Annotated in this window: 15 protein-coding genes; 11 read left to right on the forward strand and 4 right to left on the reverse strand. The window is 57.8% G+C overall.

What is annotated here, in order from left to right; translation table 11 throughout:
- Positions 1–30 precede the first annotated feature (30 nt).
- From FHW16_RS14840 to FHW16_RS14860, 5 genes are all read left to right on the forward strand, one after another.
- On the forward strand, positions 31–1,560 hold the full coding sequence (locus tag FHW16_RS14840) for an ABC transporter substrate-binding protein (RefSeq protein WP_182549997.1): 1,530 nt from the start codon (positions 31–33) through the stop codon (positions 1,558–1,560).
- Positions 1,561–1,642: 82 nt separating this feature from the next.
- Positions 1,643–2,584: an ABC transporter permease gene (locus FHW16_RS14845; RefSeq protein ID WP_182549998.1), complete on the forward strand. Its 942-nt coding sequence runs from the start codon at positions 1,643–1,645 to the stop codon at positions 2,582–2,584.
- Positions 2,584–3,453, forward strand: coding sequence for an ABC transporter permease (locus FHW16_RS14850; RefSeq protein WP_182549999.1), 870 nt, complete (start codon positions 2,584–2,586; stop codon positions 3,451–3,453). Before FHW16_RS14845 ends, FHW16_RS14850 begins: the two co-directional genes overlap by 1 nt.
- 2 nt (positions 3,454–3,455) lie before the next feature.
- The gene (locus tag FHW16_RS14855) at positions 3,456–4,667 is read left to right on the forward strand and encodes an amidohydrolase/deacetylase family metallohydrolase (protein WP_182550000.1); all 1,212 of its coding nucleotides are present in this window, start codon (positions 3,456–3,458) and stop codon (positions 4,665–4,667) included.
- Between the two features lie 9 nt (positions 4,668–4,676).
- Positions 4,677–5,174, forward strand: coding sequence for an Atu1372/SO_1960 family protein (locus tag FHW16_RS14860; protein WP_182550001.1), 498 nt, complete (start codon positions 4,677–4,679; stop codon positions 5,172–5,174).
- Positions 5,175–5,176: 2 nt separating this feature from the next.
- Here the strand turns inward: FHW16_RS14860 and FHW16_RS14865 are convergent, their stop codons facing one another.
- Positions 5,177–5,989: an IclR family transcriptional regulator gene (locus FHW16_RS14865; protein WP_182550242.1), complete on the reverse strand. Its 813-nt coding sequence runs from the start codon at positions 5,987–5,989 to the stop codon at positions 5,177–5,179.
- Positions 5,990–6,123: 134 nt separating this feature from the next.
- On the opposite strand from FHW16_RS14865, the gene FHW16_RS14870 reads away from it, so the two are divergent.
- Complete coding sequence (locus tag FHW16_RS14870; RefSeq protein WP_182550002.1) at positions 6,124–7,335, forward strand: aminotransferase class V-fold PLP-dependent enzyme; 1,212 nt, start codon at positions 6,124–6,126, stop codon at positions 7,333–7,335.
- Positions 7,336–7,375: 40 nt separating this feature from the next.
- Entirely contained in the window at positions 7,376–9,226 is a 1,851-nt protein-coding gene (locus tag FHW16_RS14875; protein ID WP_182550003.1) for an ABC transporter ATP-binding protein, read from the forward strand.
- 5 nt (positions 9,227–9,231) lie between these two features.
- On the opposite strand, the gene FHW16_RS14880 is transcribed toward FHW16_RS14875, so the two are convergent.
- From FHW16_RS14880 to FHW16_RS14890, 3 genes are read right to left on the reverse strand one after another with little or no spacing between them, the layout of a single operon-like run.
- Entirely contained in the window at positions 9,232–10,428 is a 1,197-nt protein-coding gene (locus FHW16_RS14880) for an extracellular solute-binding protein (protein ID WP_182550004.1), read from the reverse strand.
- 30 nt (positions 10,429–10,458) lie between these two features.
- Positions 10,459–11,478, reverse strand: a complete 1,020-nt coding sequence (locus FHW16_RS14885; protein WP_182550005.1) for an N-acetylglucosamine-6-phosphate deacetylase — start codon at positions 11,476–11,478, stop codon at positions 10,459–10,461.
- Positions 11,475–12,212, reverse strand: coding sequence for a glucosamine-6-phosphate deaminase (locus FHW16_RS14890; RefSeq protein ID WP_182550006.1), 738 nt, complete (start codon positions 12,210–12,212; stop codon positions 11,475–11,477). Before FHW16_RS14890 ends, FHW16_RS14885 begins: the two co-directional genes overlap by 4 nt.
- 122 nt (positions 12,213–12,334) lie before the next feature.
- Here FHW16_RS14890 and FHW16_RS14895 point away from each other — a divergent pair, with 122 nt between their 5' ends.
- From FHW16_RS14895 to FHW16_RS14910, 4 genes are all read left to right on the forward strand, one after another.
- The gene (locus tag FHW16_RS14895; protein ID WP_182550007.1) at positions 12,335–13,513 is read left to right on the forward strand and encodes an ROK family transcriptional regulator; all 1,179 of its coding nucleotides are present in this window, start codon (positions 12,335–12,337) and stop codon (positions 13,511–13,513) included.
- An 80-nt stretch (positions 13,514–13,593) separates the two neighbouring features.
- Positions 13,594–14,784 (forward strand): glycine C-acetyltransferase, encoded by a 1,191-nt coding sequence (locus FHW16_RS14900; protein WP_182550008.1) that lies wholly within the window; start codon positions 13,594–13,596, stop codon positions 14,782–14,784.
- Positions 14,785–14,794: 10 nt separating this feature from the next.
- Positions 14,795–15,832, forward strand: coding sequence for an L-threonine 3-dehydrogenase (gene tdh / locus FHW16_RS14905; protein WP_182550009.1), 1,038 nt, complete (start codon positions 14,795–14,797; stop codon positions 15,830–15,832).
- A gap of 102 nt (positions 15,833–15,934) precedes the next feature.
- Positions 15,935–17,047: a (5-formylfuran-3-yl)methyl phosphate synthase gene (locus tag FHW16_RS14910; RefSeq protein WP_182550010.1), complete on the forward strand. Its 1,113-nt coding sequence runs from the start codon at positions 15,935–15,937 to the stop codon at positions 17,045–17,047.
- Position 17,048: the final 1 nt, after the last annotated feature.

Consider the following 17,048-nt stretch of genomic DNA (forward strand, 5'->3'; position numbering starts at 1 on the left):
CATAATAATAGAATAACAAAGGGGACTGCCATGAAATCATTGAAACTCGCACTCCTGCTGGGTTCGGCGCTGATCGCCGTAAGCCCTGCTGCCTTTGCCCAGACCAAGGGCGGTGTCATCAACGTCGCGACAATTGGCGAACCGCCGACACTCGATGCGATGGCTTCGACCGCCGATCTGGTCGGTATTGTCTCGCAGCACATTTTCGAGACGCTCTACACGTTTGATGAGAAGTGGAATCCGACCCCGCTGCTGGCGGCAAGCCTGCCGGAGATTTCGGCTGACGGCAAAATCTACACGATCAAGCTGCGCACAGGCGTCAAGTTCCATGATGGCACAGACATGGATTCCGCCGATGTTGTCGCCTCGCTGAAGCGCTGGACGCAGATCGCCTCACGCGGCAAGCAGGTCGCTTCCCTCATCACATCCATTGACGCGGTCGATGCCTCAACCGTCCGCATCACGCTCAATGCCCCCCATGCTCCGCTGTTGTCGCTGCTGGCATTCAACAATGCCGCGGCGATCATCCTCCCAAGTGAAAAACAGCAGAACCCGATGACCGATCCGGTCGGCACGGGCCCGTACAAGGTAAAAGAGCGCAAGGCCGATCAGTATATCCAACTCGTCCGCTTCGATGACTACAAATCTCCCGAAGGCCAAGAGAACGGCTATGGCGGTGCACGCCATCAATATCTCGACGAAATCCGTTTTGTTCCCGTCCCTGATGCCAATACCCGGGTTGAAGGCGCGATTTCCGGCCAGTTCGATTATGCAGACAGCGTTCCTGTAGAAGCCTATGACCGCCTGAAGGGCCAGAAAACCACGGAACCGGTCCTGCTGAAGCCCTTCGGCTGGCCGGTCTTTGTGCTGAACACGGCACAGGGTCTGACCAAGAACCAGGATATGCGTCTGGCGATCCGCGCTGCGCTGAATGTGGAGGACATGCTGGCTGCGGCTTTCGGTAGCAAGGACTTCTATTCGCTCAATGGATCGTTCTATCCGGCTTCCTATAGCTGGGCGACTGATGCGGGTGTTGAGGGCGCGTACAACATCGGTGACCCTGAGAAGGCGGCCGCCCTTTTGAAAAAGGCCAATTACGACGGCAAGCCCGTGCGCATTCTCACCAGCCGCCAGTATGAGTTCCACTACAAGATGGCGCAGGTCGCCGCCGAGTATCTGAAGGCAGCGGGAATTAATGTCGATCTGCAGGTGGTCGACTGGGCAACGCTGACCCAGCGCCGTGCCGATCCGACACTTTGGGATATTTATATCAGCCATAGCCCGTTCCTGCCGGAGCCTGCCTTGATCGGCGCTCTGTCGACCAGCGCGCCCGGCAATTGGGATACACCGGCCCGCAAGGTTGCGGTTGATGCCTTCAACTCCGAAACCGATCCAAAGAAACGTGTCGCGCTGTGGGCTGAAGTCCAGAAGGTGATCTACGCGGAAGCACCGATCATCAAAATCGGTGATTTCAACGCGCTGTCGGCCAAATCGCCGAAGCTGGAGGGATTCACGCCTGCGCCATGGCCGTATTTCTGGAACGTGTCGCTCAAGCAGTAATCTGAAATGAAAAGTCGCGGGCGGCCGGAAGCCGTCCGCTGACAGTCCTTTCTCATCCCTGTAGCAGGATCGAACCGACCCAATGCTCCGTTACATCTTCCAACGCTTTATCGGCATGATTGTCGTGATGTTTCTGGTGGTGACCATCGTGTTCATCATCGTTCGCGTCACGCCGGGTGACCCTGCCGCCGTCATGCTCGGACCGGAAGCAACGGCTGCCGATATCGCGCAGTTGCGGACGGCGCTGGGCCTCGACCGCTCGATCCTCGTCCAGTACGTCTATTTCATCGGTCAGTTGCTGCAGGGGGATCTCGGGCGATCCATCTTTCTCGACCAGCCCGTGTTGACCGCATTGGCGCAACGTGCGGAGCCGACGTTCTTTCTCACAATCTTCTCCATCCTCATCGCCAGTGTCATCGCTATTCCTATCGGGGTCTATGCCGCCTATCGGCGTGGATCGATCTTCGATCAGGCTGCAACGGCGCTCGCCATGCTCGCAGCCAGTATTCCGAGTTTCTGGCTCGGCCTGATCCTGATGCAGGTCTTTGCCGTCCGCTTCGGGATATTCCCGGTGTCGGGCTATGGCGGGCCGGATACGACTCTGGGAGAGCGGTTGTATCATCTCGTACTTCCCGCTTTTGCCCTCGGAATCGTTTCATCGGCGCTGATCATGCGGTTTACCCGCGCTTCGATGCTGGATGTGCTGGGGGATGACTATATCCGAACAGCCCGTGCCAAGGGTGTTGTCGAACGCAGTGTCGTGCTCAAGCACGCATTCAAGAATGCGCTGATCCCGATCATCACCGTCGTCGGCCTGACGGCCGCAGTCCTTATATCCGGTGCGGTGGTGACGGAAACGGTGTTCGGTCTGCCCGGCGTCGGTAATCTCGTTGTCTCGGCCGTGCTTCGCCGCGATTACCCCGTCATTCAGGGCGCTCTTCTCATCATCGCCGGGCTTTACGTCCTCATCAATTTCGCCATCGACATGCTTTATCTCGTGGTTGACCCAAGGGTGCGCTACTGATGACCGACATCATTTCACCCGTACCCGTTAGCGAGCGCAGCAAGTTCCTCCGGGTTCTCCTGCGCCGCAAGACGGTCCTGTTCGGCCTGATTGTTCTGGCGATCTTCATTACGCTTGCCGTTCTTGCGCCGCTCATTGCTCCTTACGCACCGAACAAGCTGTCGATCGTCAACCGGCTGAAGCCGCCAAGTGCGCAATGGATTTTCGGCACGGATGAATTCGGGCGCGACGTATTCTCGCGGACGATCTATTCAGCCCGCCTGTCCTTGCTGGTTGGTTTTGCCGTTGTGGTTCTCGCCTCGCTCATCGGCGTCACCCTCGGCATTCTGGCAGGCTTCTTCCACAAGCTCGATGCACCGATCACCCGGCTGATCGATGCGATGATGGCGTTCCCTGACATATTGCTTGCCATCGCTCTGGTCGCCGCACTCGGTCCTTCGCTGACAACGGTGATCATCGCACTGAGTATTGTCTATGCGCCGCGGCTTGCCCGCGTGGTGCGGGCATCGACGCTGGTCATCCGCGAACTGCCCTATGTGGAAGCCGCCCATGCCCTCGGCATATCGACTCCGCATATCCTGACGCGCCATATCCTGCGCAATCTCCTCTCGCCCATCCTTGTCCAGGGAACGTTCCTGTTTGCCCATGCCATGCTGGCAGAGGCAGGGCTGTCGTTCCTCGGTCTCGGCGTCAGCCCTGAAGTGCCGACATGGGGCACCATGATTGCCGCCGGCCGGCAGTATGTCGGTCAGGCCGACTGGATGACCCTGTTTCCCGGTATTGCCATCGTCCTTTCCGTTCTCTCGCTGCAAATGGTCGGCGATGGCTTTCGCGACCTCCTAGACCCCCGTCTCAGAAAGGATCTCTGATCATGCCCGCCCCCTCTGCAACCGATGGTCGCTTGCTGCTGACCAATGTCAAAGCGGTTGCCTTTGGCCCCAATACACCCACCGGCACCATCGATATCCTGATCGGTGCGGATGGAAAAATCGCTGAATTCGGCCCGTCGCTGAATGTTGGCGGAGATGCCAGACGCGTCGACATGAAGGGTGCATGGATTTCACCCGGCTGGACCGACCTGCATGCCCATGTCTGGCACGGCGGAACCGATATCTCGGTTCGCCCGCAGATTTGCGGTGTCGAGCGCGGTGTAACGACAATCGTCGATGCGGGCTCGGCCGGTGAAGCGAATTTCCATGGCCTGCGCGAATACATCATCGAACCGGCAAGGGAACGTATCAAGGCTTTCCTCAATCTCGGCTCGATTGGTCTTGTTGCCTGCAACCGTGTCAGCGAACTCAGCGATATCCGGTCGATCGATCTTGATCGCACCGTGGCCTGCGTCAACGAGAACCGCGATCATATTGTCGGCCTGAAGGTGCGTGCGAGCCATGTCATCACCGGCTCTTGGGGCGTGACACCGGTCAAGGTCGGCAAGAAGGTGGCAAAAATCCTCAAGCTGCCGATGATGGTGCATGTGGGTGAACCGCCTGCGCTCTATGACGAAGTACTGGAGATTCTGGGACCGGGCGACATCATCACCCATTGCTTCAACGGCAAGGTCGGCAGCAGCATCATCGAAGACGATGATCTGTTCGAACTGGCAGAGCGCTGCGCGGGTGAAGGTATCCGGCTCGACATTGGCCATGGCGGTGCATCGTTCTCCTTCCGGGTGGCGGAAGTCGCGATCAGTCGCGGTCTGCTGCCGTTCTCCATCTCGACGGACATTCACCTGCATAGCCTGAACTATTCCGTGTGGGATCTGGGAACGACCATGTCGAAGCTGCTGAGCGTCGGGATGCCCTTCGACAAGGTTGTCGAAGCCGTCACCCTGTCACCGGCATCGGCCATCGGCCTGCCGACTGACAATCTCCTTGAGGTGGGCAAACCGGCCGAATTCACCATTTTTGAACTGGTCGATTCCGACCTCAAGGTGATCGATTCATTGGGTTACGAGGCGACACTGCACAAACTGTTCGAGCCCCGCATGGTCGTTCTGGGAACCGAAACCATTGCGGCCAGCCGCTATCAACCGGTGAAGCCCGAGCTGGTCAATCACCGTCATACCTATTCATACCGCTAAGGAGCTCGCGTGAACCCTTCATCCAGTCCAGCTGTTGACGCTGGCACTTCTCCTTACATCAGACTGAAAGCGCTGGGCATTGCCCTGCCGCCGGCACCGCGTCCGATTGCCAATTTTGTCACCCACATTCAGGAAGGCAATATGCTGTACCTGTCGGGTCAAGGTCCGCGCGAAGACGATGGATTCATGCATACGGGCAAGGTGGGCGATACGGTCAGTGTCGAGGATGCCTATGCCCATGCCCGGCTCACCGGCATCAACCTGCTGGCGGTCCTGCAGTCCGCGTTGGGCGATCTCGGCCGCGTCAAACAGGTGGTTAAGCTGCTCGGCATGGTCAATGCCACGCCTGACTTTGCCGATCATCCACTGGTTATCAACGGATGCTCGGATCTCCTGATCGACGTATTCGGTGACGCGGGTCAGCACGCCCGTTCAGCTGTGGGTTTCGGCTCGCTTCCAGGCAATATTACCGTGGAGATCGAGGCGATTATCGCCTTGAGGGACTAGGATCAGGAATGACTGCGCCAGCCCATCACCGTTTCGATCCGTTCAGCAGATGCCTTGACCTCGGACGTATAGCGCTCGGGATTTCCAGCTATCTTCTGTTCGGGCAGAACGATGGAGATGGTGGCAACGCAGGTACCCTTGTCGTCGCAAACCGGCGAGGCAACACAGGCAACGGCATAGTCGGATTCACCCGCCTGAATGGAGAGGCGCGATTCCAGCGCTTCTCCGGCGGCCTTGGCCAGCGCAGCCGGCTCGATGACGGCACGGCCAGTGGGCGAGGATTTGGCGCAGCGCTTGAAAAGCTCCAGCCGTTCGGCTTCGGGCAGATGGCCGACAAGCAGGCGGCCGGATGCGGTCCAGTTGAGCGGAACGCGCGTACCGACGCGCGATGTGACATGGAAATGGCCGGGACCATCGGCCATGGCCAGAACCATCATGTGATCACCATCCCGACCACAAACCTGCACCGTTTCACCCGATACGCGGCTGAGATTGTGCATTTCGTGGTTGGCTACATCGAGAAAATCCAGCGAGCGGGCATAGGCGAGACCGTAATGGTAAAGCCGCGCACCCAGCCAGACCGAACCGTCGTTGTTGCGGGAGAGAAGGTTCTTCTCAACAAGATCGTCAATGATGACATAGACCGTGGAAAGCGGCGCGCCAATGGCCTTGGCAATGCCATAAACCCCGGCTGGACTGCCGGTTTCGTAAAGATGATCCAGAACCTGCAAGGCCCGGTCAATGCCGCTGACACGCGAGCGACGGGTGGCCGTTTCCGGTTGTTCGATTTTCTCAAGACCGGGGGCAGCACCCATGTCTGATGTCTTTGCGTCCACGTTCAGGCTCCTGGCAGGCTCGATTGGTCTTCAAACTGTTTATTACATTATAATGGCATATATGCCTAGAAAATGGAATGTGTTGCAAGCGGCAACATTTCGAGGAGATTAGCATGACAGACTCTCATAACCCCGACGATATTCGCGAAACGCTTGGGTTGCGACCCGTTATCAACGTATCAGGCACAATGACCTCGCTGGGGGCCTCGATCGTCGTCCCCGAAGCGGTTGCCGCCATGACGGGCATCCTTCCGCAATTCGTCGAGGTCAATGACCTGCAGAAGAAGGCAAGCCCGGTGATTGCCCGATTAACGGGCGGAGAAGCGGGGTTTGTCACGGCGTCCTGTTCCGCCGGCATCAGTCTTGCTGTAGCCGCGGCCATGACGGGGAGCGATCTTGCCGCCATTGAGCGCCTGCCTGACACCACGGGATTGAAGGACGAAGTCATCATCCAGATGGGCCATGTGGTCAGCTATGGCGCTCCGGTCGATCAGGGTATCCGGCTCGCCGGTGCCAAGGCTGTCCTGGTTGGTCAGGCTACGTCCTGCTACCCCTATCATCTCGATGGGGCGATAAACGAACGCACTGCCGCCGCCGTGTTCGTTGTCTCACATCACACGGTTCAATATGGCCTCGTTGCCTTGGAGAAGTTTGCCGAAGTCTGCCACGCCCGCGGCGTGCCTGTCATCGTCGATGCGGCTTCGGAATATGATCTGAAGATCTTTCTGGAGCAGGGGGCTGACATCGCGCTCTATTCCTCGCACAAGTTTCTGGGCGGCCCAACGGGCGGTATCGTTGCCGGAAACAAGGATTTCGTACGCAACACCTTCCTGCAGAACATGGGCATTGGCCGTGGCATGAAAGTGGGCAAGGAGAGCATCCTCGGAACAATTGCCGCGCTGGAAGCATGGGAAAAGCGCGACCATGCCGGTATTCGTGAAAGAGAGACTGGTTATCTCAATCTCTGGCAGCAGACACTTGCAGACAAGCCGGGTGTAACCACTGTCATCGAAGCCGATCCGACGCACAATCCGCTCGACCGCCTGCGTGTCACGATTGAACCGCAGGCGGCCCATATCTCCGCCTGGGATCTTGCCGATGCGCTGGCAGTGGGTTCGCGCCCTGTCATCGTCAGGGACCATGAGGTCGAGCACGGCTATTTCTATATGGACCCGTGCAATCTGCATCCCGGTGAAGAGACCATCGTGGCCAGCCGTCTGGTTGAAGAACTCGGCAAGGCGCGGGCTTCCAATGAGATCATCTCGACCCCCGTTGAAAATCGCTACACGCGCCGCATGGCCGGTCTCATGCGCTGGCCTGATTGATCAGCGCGCCGCCATTTGCCAACGGAAAGGATTTGTACTCATGGAAAATCGCCAGCCTTCCCATTCTGACAACGGGAGCAATGCAGTTGCTCCTGTTCTGTCGGTCTCCAATCTGACGACATCCTTCCAGTCCGACGGTAAATGGCGGCCGGTCGTGCGCAATGTCTCGTTCGACGTGGCGCCGGGCGAAACAGTGGCGATCGTCGGCGAATCCGGTTCGGGCAAAAGCGTGACATCGCTGTCCATCATGCGGCTTTTGCAGAAGGACAAGAGCCGTATCGAGGGCGGGATCATTCTCGGCGGCAAGGACATTCTTGCGCTTCCCGAGAACCAGATGCGGGCGGTGCGCGGCAATGATGTCGCCATGATCTTTCAGGAGCCGATGACTTCACTCAATCCGCTGTTCACCGTGGGCCAGCAGATCAGCGAAGCCTTGCTCTGCCATTCATCCATGTCGCGGGCGGAAGCCAAAGCCGAAACAATCCGGCTTCTGGAAAAGGTCCGCATTCCCGCGGCGAAATCGCGCTTCGATGAATATCCACACCGATTCTCCGGCGGCATGCGCCAGCGCGTGATGATTGCCATGGCGCTGGCCAGCAAGCCGAAGCTGCTGATTGCCGACGAGCCGACCACGGCGCTTGATGTCACCATTCAAGGCCAGATTCTTGATCTGATAAAGCTTCTGCAGGAAGAAGAGGGAACATCCGTTCTCTTCATCACCCACGACATGGGCGTTGTCGCTGAAATCGCTGATCGCACCGTTGTCATGTATAACGGCGAGGCGGTGGAAACCGGTAGGACCGAGGATATTTTTGCCCGTCCACAGCATCCCTATACCCGTTCGCTTCTCTCGGCCGTGCCGATCCTTGGCTCGATGAAAGGGCATAAACGGCCGTTGCGTTTCCCGGTGGTTGATCGCGCAACCGGCACATCGGATATACCTGTAGAGGCTGCCGATACCGTTCAATCGCAAGCAAAGCCATTGCTGGAAGTGAAGAACCTCACCACGCGCTTCAATATCCATTCGGGCATGTTCGGGCAGTTGGAAGGTCGCGTTCATGCGGTGGAGAACCTGTCATTCACCCTGCAGCCGGGCGAGACGCTGTCGCTGGTGGGTGAATCCGGTTGCGGCAAGTCAACGACCGGGCGCTCGATCATGCGTCTGGTGCAGCCGCAAAGCGGCGAGGTACTGCTCAACGGCGAAGACGTCCTGACAATGGAGCCGAAGCGGCTGCGCGATATGCGCCGCACCATGCAGATGATCTTTCAGGATCCGTTTGCCAGTCTCAATCCACGCATCACGGTCGGCGCTGCGATTGCCGAACCCTATCTCGAACACAAGCTGGGAACGCGCGCGCAGGCCCGCGATCGTGTCGCCGATCTTCTGGAGCGCGTCGGGCTGACGGCGGATATGGCAAGCCGCTATCCGCATGAATTCTCCGGTGGCCAAAGGCAGCGTGTGTGCATTGCCCGGGCACTCGCACTCGATCCGAAGCTGATCGTTGCCGATGAATCTGTCTCGGCACTGGATGTATCCATCAAGGCGCAGGTCATCAACCTGCTGCTGGATCTGCAGGCCAGCCTCAACCTTGCCTATCTCTTCATCTCGCACGATATTGCCGTGGTCGAACGGGTCAGCCATCGCATCGCCGTCATGTATCTCGGTGAGATCGTCGAGATCGGATCACGCGAAGCCATCTTCGAGAACCCGCAGCACCCTTACACAAGAAAGCTCATTTCGGCTGTGCCGGTTCCCGATCCATCGCGGCGCGGCAACAAGCGGCCTGTTTCCAATGACGAGATCAAGAGCCCGGTGCGCACGCCGGACTTCATCGTGCCAGTGCGGCAATACAATGAAGTCTCGGCGGGGCATCTGGTTCAGGTGCAGTAGAACGCTTACTTCGATTTCTTGGATCCGACCAGTTCATCCCATTTGCGGAAGGCGATGACCATCTTGTCCGGCTTCAGCGGCAGTTCGATGGGATTGTTGGCGATCAGTCCGGCATATTCCTCGCGGCCGAACTGCTTGATCACGTCCTGACTGTGCTGTGGTGCCATGGAAAGCGGCACGTTCTTCACCGCCGGGCCTGGATAGAGATAGCCCTCGTCATAGGAATAGGCCTGCGCCTTGGGTGTGAGCAGGAAGGCCATCAGGTCAAGGACGACGGCCGCCTTGTCATCGGCGATCCCCTTGGGCATGCACATGAAGAAGGCGTCGGAAACCCAATGGAAACCCTTGAGGGTTCCGATCTTTGCGGTCTCGGGCACGATGCCGAGCGCACGCGGGTTAATGTCCCAGCCGGTAGTGCTGATGATGATATCGCGCGATCCCTCGCCGAATTCCTTCATCGTCGCACCGGTCCCTGCTGGATAGTAATCGATATACTGGCCGAGATCGGCGAGATAAGCCCAGGTCTTCTCCCAACCGTTGACCGGATCCTGCGGGTCCTTATCGCCGAGAATATAGGGCAGTCCCATCATGAAAGTACGGCCTGGGCCGGAATTGGTCGGGCGGGCATACATGAAACGCCCCGGATTTTCCTTGGCGTAGGCGAGAAGCTCCTCCGCGCTGGTCGGGACTTTTTTCACCCGTTCCGGATCATATTCGATGAGCGGGCCCGAGGGGTAATAGTTGACGACGACGCCGAAACCGTCGCCCTGTGCCTTGTGCAAGGCGAGAGCGGCGGGTTCGTAGTTCTCCTCGATCCCCGGAAATTTGTCGGCGAATTCAGGCAGGATTTTCAGCCATGTTTCGTTGGCAAGTCCGGCGGCAAGTCCATCACTGCCCGTCAGCACGATATCGATATCGACGCGGCCCGCGCTCTGCTGCGCCTTGAGCTTGCCAGCGAGTTCTGTCACCGGCGCCTTGGTGAAGATGACGCGTGAAGCCCGTTCGGGATAGGTCTTGGCGTATTCTTCGAATGCAGGCTGGATCAGCGCGAGCGCACCGCCTACATCCATGACGGTGATCACGACAGGTGCAGAGGGCAGGGCGGGTGCCTTTGCCCAGGCAGGCATTGCGCCTGCCATAGCCGATGCGGTCATGCCGCCAAGCAATACCCGGCGGCTCATTCGATACTGGTTATTTCCCATTTGCATTCCCCTTTATTGTTCTTGGATATTTCAGTTGTAGTTTCTGATCTTTCTGCCGATGCGGACGCTGCGAATGGCCATGCTGTCGGACCATTCGATTTCCGTATGCGGGAGGGTAATTTTGCGGGCGCGCAGCGCCGGTGCGAGTGCGCCCAGTAATCGCGTGGACGCCATTTCAATCGCCTGTTCGAAGGAGGCGATGTTCCAGCGGACGAGATTGCGCACCGCTTCATCAAGACGAAGAGACGATCCGGCAAGCCCTGTTGTCCCAGGCAAACGCACCATGCCATCTCCGGTGCGCTCAATGCGCATGCCGGCAAAATCATAGGTTCCTGCCGGAACAGCGGCTGCTGCAACAGCGTCTGTTACCAAAGCGGAACGCTCGAAGCCCTTGGCTCGTATCAGGGATTTGAGCGCCTTTGGCGGAAGATGAATACCATCGGCAATGAATGTCGCCAGCAGCCGGTCTTCCCCAAGCTGTGCGAAGAGCGGGTTGTCAAGCTTGGGCAAGCTCTGCGGCAGGCCATTGCCGAGATGGGTGGACATGGTTGCTCCCGCCTGCACCGCGGCCTCGACCATGGCAAAATCCGCGGATGAATGGCCGATCGAAACCAGAATGCTCTGTGCCGCCATGGCCCGGATGAAATCGAGCCCGCCCGATATCTCCGGCGCAACGGTTGTGAGGAGAATGGGCCGTTTGATCTTGCTTTGAAGATGTGTGACCAGCGCCGGATCAGCTGCCGTCATTGCGCCTGCCGGATGGCATCCGGAAAAGCCCTGTGCGGGATTGAGAAAAGGACCTTCCAGATGATACCCCGGACACATCAGCGGGCCGAGTCGGCTGGAGTTGACGCAACGATCCAGAGCCGTGAACCGGGCTTCCAGTTCATCGGGATAGGCGGTGATGATCGTGGGCAGGCATGTGGTAACACCCGTTGCGAGCATTACCTCCAATGCGTGATCCAGCACTTCCGGTGTGAGGTCGGAAGAATTGAAATCCACACCGGCAAATCCATTGACCTGGATATCGACAAGGCCTCCCGTGATCATGACAGTCTCGACGCCGAGTCCGGATCGAGCAGCAAAACGGTCTGCGGATGAGTCTGAATGATCGAGGCGGGGTGGCGAGGGTCCACCGGGCCTTCCAGAGCGTCCTTTACGGCCTGCGCCTTGCGCTCGTCCGGCACTGAAAGGATGATCAGCCGGCTTTTGAGGATTTGCCGAATGCTCATCGAGATGGCCTGCTGCGGCACGGCTTCCAATGACGGAAACCAGCCTTCACCCATCTGCTGCTTGCGGCATGCTTCATCCAGCGTCACCACAATGTAAGGTTCTTCCGTATCGAAATCGGCAGGCGGATCGTTGAATGCCAGATGGCAGTTCTCACCAATACCGGCAAAGCAGACATCGATATCGTGTTCGGCGATCACAGCACTGAGCCGCTTTGCTTCCTCCTCCGGATCGCTTTCGGCGTTGACCGGATGAAACGTTATATTGCCGCCAAGCGGCGCTATAAACCGCTCCTGCAGATATTTGCGGAAGCTGGCTGGGTGGGTGATCTCCATGCCGACATATTCGTCGAGATGAAACGCCGTAACCCGCGCCCAATCAATGTCATCGGCTGCAACGAGGTTCTGCAGAAGCTCAAACTGGCTGGCACCCGTTGCAACAATGATTGAAGCCTTGCCCTTTTGTGCAATGGCCTGGCGGATGGCCTCCGCACCAAGTGCGGCGCCAGTTGCACCTAGGACCTGCTTGTCAGATAAAATACGCGTATCAACCATGGGCTTTGCCGACCTTCTTGCATATGCTTTCACCGTGGAGCCATTGTAAGCATAGCTATCCCTGGCACTGCAAGGTATTTTAGAATAATATTATTCAAAAATAGGAACGAGGCTTTCTCCGCATGATTTTAACCGTTGACGAGACGCACTATGATGACGCTCATCAGCGCGATTGTGCCCGCGTCATCGCGCTGATTTCAAATGGCCGCCAGTATTCGCGGCCTAGTATAGCCGAAGCGCTCGATATGACTTCGACCACCACGTCAAAAGTGGTAGGCGACCTGATTGCCCGAGGACTGCTGGTGGAGACTGCGGGTGAAAAAAGCGGGCGCGGTCGGCCAGCTATCCGGATTGGCCTCAATGCCCGGCGTTTGGGGGCAACCGTCATACACGTGTCCAGCCGTTCATTGCGCGGTACGCTGGTGGATTTCGGGGGCCGGGCGCTTGAGCGTGCGGGTGTTGACATTCCGGATGATGTGGACCGCGATCAGATGACCGCAGCGATGCGGGACCTGATCCGATCCCTGGTTGGCAAGTGTCCGCCCGGCATGCAGCATATCGGCACATCGGTATCCGTATCCGGCGTTGTCGATGTCAAAAGCCGGACCTGGCTGCTTACCTCCCGCTGGCCGAATATCCGTGATTTTGATCTGGCCACGGCGCTGGCGCCGGTCACGCCGGAGGTTCTGGTCTGCCGTCATCTCGACGCCGAACTCAATGCCCGCCTGCTGCAGGACCCCGTTTTCGGCACGGACAATACATTGCTTCTGCACTGGGGCTGGGGCATTGGTCTGGCGTACAGTGTGAACGGCGATTCCTTCATCCGTGCCGGTGGTCCGTTCGGTGAAATCGGCCACTGGCGTTTCAATCTGCTGGAAGACCGTGCCTGTGGTTGCGGTAATTACGGCTGTCTGGAAACCGCCGCATCGCTCTGGGCCCTGCTGCCCCGGATGCGCGAAATTTGGCCGGATCTTTCTGAAGACGAAGAACTGCTTGCCGGGCAAATGTCGGGGCTGCCTTTACTCGACATGCCGGATATGCGGACCGGATTGCAACTCATGGCGCGGTCTCTGGCCAATGTCTGCCGTTTGCTTTTCCCGAAGCGCGTCATCGTTACAGGCCCATTCATTGCCAATGCGGATATCTGGCAGACATTTGAAAAAGCCTTTCAGGCCGAAGGCTTGATTGGAACGCTGGAACTACCGGCCCTGCTCGCCGATAGATCAAGCGAGGATTTTGCCATTCTTGGCGCTGTACGCCCGCTGTTCAATCTGGGGCTTGAGACATTCATCCGATCGTGAGATGACACTGGCTGCGAATATCCGATTGCACCAATACACGGCTCCTTGCCGGAAGAACACAGCAGGACACCATACGGATCATGACCCAGCAATTCATCGATCACCTTACGACTGAGCTGAAAGGCTTGAAGGAGTCCGGGCTTTACAAGTCCGAACGTATCATCACCTCCAAGCAGGCCGGGGAAATCGAAGTTTCCGGCGGTGCCAGGGTTCTGAATTTCTGCGCCAACAATTATCTCGGTCTTGCCAACAATGAAGAGCTGGCGGAAGCCGGAAAAGCCGCGCTCGATCGTTATGGCTACGGCATGGCCTCGGTCCGATTCATCTGCGGTACGCAGGAAGAGCACAAGCAGCTCGAGTCGCGCATCTCCAGCTTCCTTGGTCTGGAAGACACGATTCTCTATTCCAGCTGTTTCGATGCCAATGGCGGCCTGTTCGAGACGTTGCTGGGCGAAGAGGATGCGATCATTTCCGATGCGTTGAACCATGCTTCGATCATTGACGGCGTACGCCTGTCGAAGGCAAAGCGCTTCCGCTATGCCAATAACGATATGGCGGCATTGGAAGAAGAACTGAAGAAAGCCGAAGGCAGCCGGTTCAAACTGATCGCCACGGACGGCGTCTTCTCCATGGACGGCATTATCGCCAATCTGAAAGGTGTCTGTGATCTCGCCGAAAAATACGGCGCCATGGTCATGGTCGACGACAGCCATGCGGTTGGTTTTGTCGGCAAGCATGGCCGCGGTTCCGCCGAGCATTGCGGCGTCGAGGGCCGGGTCGACATCATCACCGGCACGCTCGGTAAGGCATTGGGCGGTGCGTCGGGCGGGTACACTTCTGGCAAAGCCGAAGTGATTGACTGGTTGCGTCAGCGGTCGCGGCCCTACCTCTTCTCCAATACGCTGGCGCCGGTTATCGCCGCCGCCTCGCTGAAAGTATTCGACCTGATCGATCAGGGCGCCGACCTGCGTGCGCGCCTCAGCGCCAATGCAGCGCATTTCCGCAAGGATATGACCAAGCTCGGCTTTACGCTTGCCGGTGCCGATCACCCGATCATTCCTGTGATGCTCGGCGATGCGTCGCTGGCACAGGAAATGGCCTCGCGCATGCTGGAGAAAGGCGTCTATGTCGTCGGTTTTGCCTTCCCCGTCGTCCCGAAAGGCCAGGCGCGCATCCGCACGCAAATGTCTGCTGCCCACACCACGGAAGACGTCGCCCGCGCGATAGACGTCTTTGCGCAAGTCGGGCGTGATCTCGGCATCATCAAATAGGAAAAACACCATGTCGAACATGATGAAGGCACTGGTAAAGGCCAAGGCTGAACCCGGCATCTGGATGGAACACGTTCCTGTGCCGGAGCCGGGTCCAAACGATGTGCTGATCCGCGTGAAAAAATCCGCGATCTGCGGCACCGACGTTCACATCTACAATTGGGATCAGTGGGCGCAGGCGACAATTCCCGTGCCTATGGTTGTCGGGCATGAATTCTGCGGCGAGATTGCCGACATCGGCTCGGCTGTCACCAAATACAAAGTTGGCCAGCGGGTTTCCGGCGAAGGTCATATCGTCTGCGGCACATGCCGCAATTGCCGGGCGGGCAGAGGGCATCTTTGCCGTAACACGCTCGGTGTGGGTGTGCACCGTCCAGGCTCGTTCGGTGAATATGTCTGCATTCCGGAATACAACGTTGTTCCGATCCCGGATGATGTTTCTGATGAGATTGCCGCGATCTTCGATCCGTTCGGAAATGCGGTTCATACCGCATTGAGCTTTGACCTTGTGGGCGAAGATGTGCTCGTTACCGGTGCCGGGCCAATCGGCATCATGGGCGCCATGGTTGCCAAGCGCTCCGGCGCACGCAAGGTTGTTATCACCGACATTAACCCGTCCCGCCTTGCACTCGCCAAGAAGATGGGCATCGATCACGTCGTCGATGCGTCAAAAGAGAACCTTACGGATGTCATGCGCCAGATCGGCATGACGGAAGGCTTTGACGTCGGTCTTGAAATGTCGGGTGCTGCGCCCGCCTTCCGCGACATGATCGACAAGATGAACAATGGTGGCAAGATTGCCATTCTGGGCATTGCGCCGACAGGCTTTGAGATCGACTGGAACAAGGTCATCTTCAAGATGCTCAATCTGAAGGGCATTTACGGCCGGGAAATGTTCGAGACCTGGTACAAGATGATTGCTTTCGTACAAGGCGGTCTTGATCTCAGCGAAATCATCACCCATCGTCTGCCGATTGACGATTTCCAGACCGGTTTTGATGCCATGCGCTCGGGAAGCTCGGGCAAGGTGGTTCTGAGCTGGCACTGAAATGAAAGCCGCGCTTCGCAATGACGCCATTTCATGGCGTCATAATCGGCGCAACAATGCGCCAATATGTGTAGTTCATGGTGCATTCGGAGGTTTTTGCCCATGACCAAGATGCTCGCAACCGTCAAAACGCTTGAAGAGGCGAATATCATTCTTCAAAGCGGCGCCGACGTCATCGATGTGCTGGTCTCTGATCTGGAAGCGTTGCGGCCCTATGCAAAAGCTGCAGAGGGCAAGGCCGCGCTGTCCGCAACCCTGCCGCAGACCGTGCTGCCGTCCCATGCCCGGGAACTGGCGGATCTTGGTCTCGGGTTCATCAAGATTCCGTTTGAAAGCTCCACGTCTTCGTATTCTCTGCCCGCTTTGCATGGCACCACGAAGTGGATGGCCGTTGTTCATGTGGATCTGGCGAGCGATCTGCCTGAAGCATCCAGCCTCGGGTCTCAGGGTTTTGCAGTGATCATGCTGGACACCAGCAACGGATCGCGACTTTTGAATCATCTGTCACTTGCAAGAATCGATGCCTATGTTCGGGAATGCCATGCCCTTTCGATACTCGTTGGTATAGCCGGTGCGCTCGAGACGCCGGATATTCCGCGGCTTCTCAGTTTTCAGCTCGATATTCTGGGCTTCAAGGAGGCATTTTTCAACGGCGCTGTGGCAGACGCAATCGACGTGCAGGCAGCCACACGAATTCGCGCGCTCATTCCTGAAGAGCGGCAAGCGAACCTTGCTCCCGGTGTCGACTATCAATTGCTGGCGGCGCGGGGTTATTTCCCTGATCCGGCAGAAGAGGGGCTCGGTACCGACAAAATCTTCGTTCGCGATTTCGTCCTGCCCGTTCATATCGGTGCATATAGTTTCGAGCACGGCGTTGCCCAGAAGATGCGTTTTGACGTAACGGCCGAAGTCTTGCGGGTCACCCGCAACCCTGAAGATATGCGCCACATCGTTTCCTACGATCTGATAATGGATGGTATTCGCACGATTGTTGCACGCGGGCATATTGAGCTATCCGAGACCCTTGCCGAGCGCGTAGCAGCATTCATTCTCGAAAATCCACGCGTTGTGCGTGTGGTGGTCCGCGCCGAAAAGCTGGAGCTTGGACCGGGGGGCGTTGGTGTCGAGATCGAACGCAAGCGGGAGGCGCAAATCGCTCCGGTCAATCCAGCTTATCCAGATGTATCCGTGTCGCAGCGTCGCCGCGACCACTGAG

This window comes from Phyllobacterium myrsinacearum, from assembly GCF_014138285.1.
Lineage (GTDB): Bacteria > Pseudomonadota > Alphaproteobacteria > Rhizobiales > Rhizobiaceae > Phyllobacterium > Phyllobacterium myrsinacearum_A.

Coding starts and splice junctions, on each gene's coding strand:
- FHW16_RS14840 (WP_182549997.1), top strand. CDS start 31: ATGAAATCATTGAAACTCGCACTCCTGCTGGGTTCGGCGCTGATCGCC.
- FHW16_RS14845 (WP_182549998.1), top strand. CDS start 1,643: ATGCTCCGTTACATCTTCCAACGCTTTATCGGCATGATTGTCGTGATG.
- FHW16_RS14850 (WP_182549999.1), top strand. CDS start 2,584: ATGACCGACATCATTTCACCCGTACCCGTTAGCGAGCGCAGCAAGTTC.
- FHW16_RS14855 (WP_182550000.1), top strand. CDS start 3,456: ATGCCCGCCCCCTCTGCAACCGATGGTCGCTTGCTGCTGACCAATGTC.
- FHW16_RS14865 (WP_182550242.1), bottom strand. CDS start 5,989: ATGGGTGCTGCCCCCGGTCTTGAGAAAATCGAACAACCGGAAACGGCC.
- FHW16_RS14870 (WP_182550002.1), top strand. CDS start 6,124: ATGACAGACTCTCATAACCCCGACGATATTCGCGAAACGCTTGGGTTG.
- FHW16_RS14875 (WP_182550003.1), top strand. CDS start 7,376: ATGGAAAATCGCCAGCCTTCCCATTCTGACAACGGGAGCAATGCAGTT.
- FHW16_RS14880 (WP_182550004.1), bottom strand. CDS start 10,428: ATGGGAAATAACCAGTATCGAATGAGCCGCCGGGTATTGCTTGGCGGC.
- FHW16_RS14885 (WP_182550005.1), bottom strand. CDS start 11,478: ATGATCACGGGAGGCCTTGTCGATATCCAGGTCAATGGATTTGCCGGT.
- FHW16_RS14890 (WP_182550006.1), bottom strand. CDS start 12,212: ATGGTTGATACGCGTATTTTATCTGACAAGCAGGTCCTAGGTGCAACT.
- FHW16_RS14895 (WP_182550007.1), top strand. CDS start 12,335: ATGATTTTAACCGTTGACGAGACGCACTATGATGACGCTCATCAGCGC.
- FHW16_RS14900 (WP_182550008.1), top strand. CDS start 13,594: ATGACCCAGCAATTCATCGATCACCTTACGACTGAGCTGAAAGGCTTG.
- tdh (WP_182550009.1), top strand. CDS start 14,795: ATGTCGAACATGATGAAGGCACTGGTAAAGGCCAAGGCTGAACCCGGC.
- FHW16_RS14910 (WP_182550010.1), top strand. CDS start 15,935: ATGACCAAGATGCTCGCAACCGTCAAAACGCTTGAAGAGGCGAATATC.